The organism is Anaerolineales bacterium, assembly GCA_022866145.1.
Taxonomy (GTDB): domain Bacteria; phylum Chloroflexota; class Anaerolineae; order Anaerolineales; family E44-bin32; genus PFL42.
Map to the genome: position 1 here is coordinate 1 of JALHUE010000269.1, position 1,705 is coordinate 1,705.

2 protein-coding genes are annotated in these 1,705 nt (G+C 64.5%); one reads left to right on the forward strand and one right to left on the reverse strand.

Annotated elements, in window-relative coordinates; genetic code table 11:
• Positions 1-149: 149 nt before the first annotated feature.
• Complete coding sequence (locus tag MUO23_08340; GenBank protein ID MCJ7512964.1) at positions 150-794, reverse strand: molybdopterin-dependent oxidoreductase; 645 nt, start codon at positions 792-794, stop codon at positions 150-152.
• Between the two features lie 125 nt (positions 795-919).
• Between MUO23_08340 and MUO23_08345 the strand changes: the two genes are divergently transcribed.
• On the forward strand, positions 920-1,705 hold a 786-nt coding region (locus tag MUO23_08345), incomplete at its 3' end, for a hypothetical protein (protein ID MCJ7512965.1).

Consider the following 1,705-nt stretch of genomic DNA (forward strand, 5'->3'; position numbering starts at 1 on the left):
GATCGCCTTTCTGCTCGTCGACCGCGCGCCGGACCGGTGCTGGGCACTCGTCGCCGTCGGACATGCCACCCTGAGTGATTATAAGCGTGAGGAGGGAGAGAACCCCGCAGCGCCCGCTGCTGGCGGGCGCTGCGGGGTGGAGGGTCGATTCACCAGCCGGCGGTGCGCTGCTCCTTCCAGACATCAGCCTCGTTATGGTAGCCGGCCTGCTCCCAGAAACCCAGGCGATCCTTGGCCATGAACTCCAGCCCGCGCAGCCACTTGCCCCCTTTCCAGAAGTACGGGACCTTGAGTTGATCGTTGCCGGGGATCGAGCCGACCACGCCTCGTAGCGGGTACCCGTGGTCGGGGGTCAGCAGCTCACCGTCGAAATACGTCGCCATTAAGAAGTTGTCGGCCAGAGCGACCTCAAGCGGGAGGTTGACCGTGAAACCGTACTCGCAATGCTGCATCAGGAACTTGGCTGTCGGCTTCAGCTTGAGCAGGCCTTGATCGGTCAACGTCCGCAGGGAAACGCCTTCCCAATCCGAATCGAACTTGCTCCAGCGCGTCACACAGTGAATGTCCATGTGCAGCTTGGTGCGCGGCAACTGCTGGAAGGTCTGCCAGTCCAGGCGCCTTTCCTCTTCCACTTCTCCCCAGATGCGCAGGTCCCAGGCGGTCGGATCGAACCGTGGCACTGGTCCATAGTGCAGCACCGGGAACTTCTGGGTCAGTGACTGCCCGGGGGGCAGGCGGCCGCTGCCTCGCGCCCTGGCTTCTTCGTCGCGTCGGGATCCCATTCCGAAGATCACTCAGCCCTCCACCGGGGGCAGTATATCAGAGCGAACCGATCCAGATGCACTGCCCGGTCGGCGTCGGCGGGAACCTCGGCGGGCGGGTTGGCGTCTCTCCCGCAGATTGCACGAGGAGGAGAGCCATGTTTGCCCTGAGTCATCAACCGTTTCGTCGCCTGCTGCCGTGGACGCTGGCCGCCCTGCTGATCGTAGCCTGCACCTGGGCAACCTTCGTCCCCGCCCCAGGCACACCGTCGCAGACGCCGACGGCCGAGGCCTCGGAGGGCGGCGTGGCCCTGACGATCTACAACCAGGGCACGGCGCTGGTCCGCGATCGACGGCAGTTTGCCTTCCAGAAGGGAATGAATGACCTGGATTTCAGCGACGTCGCCGCGTTGATCGACCCGACCAGCGTGTTGTTCAAGTCACTGAGCGATCCAGGCGGGACGGCTGTGCTCGAGCAGAACTATGAATTCGACCTAGTCGGCTCGGCGGCCCTGCTCGAGAAGTACCTGGATGAGACGGTTTCCGTCGTCACGGAGGACGGGAAGGTCCACACCGGCACGCTGCTGAGCGGGCGAGGGGATGTCATCCTTCGCTTGCCGGACGGTGGGGTGTCGGTCATCCAGGCGGCCACCATCCGCGAGCTTTCCTTCCCCGAACTGCCCGAAGGCCTGATCACCCGGCCGACCCTGGCCTGGAAGGTGTTGGCCGAGAAGCCAGGTCGGCAGGACGTCGAGGTCACTTACTTGACCGGTGGCATGTCCTGGGCGGCCGACTATGTGCTGCTGCTCGACAAGGACGATGGCGCCATCGACCTGGACGGCTGGATCTCGCTCAGCAATACCAGCGGAGCCACCTTCAAGGACGCTCTACTCAAACTGATTGCCGGGGACCTGCAGCGCCTGCCGCAGCCCGGCCTGGCCGCC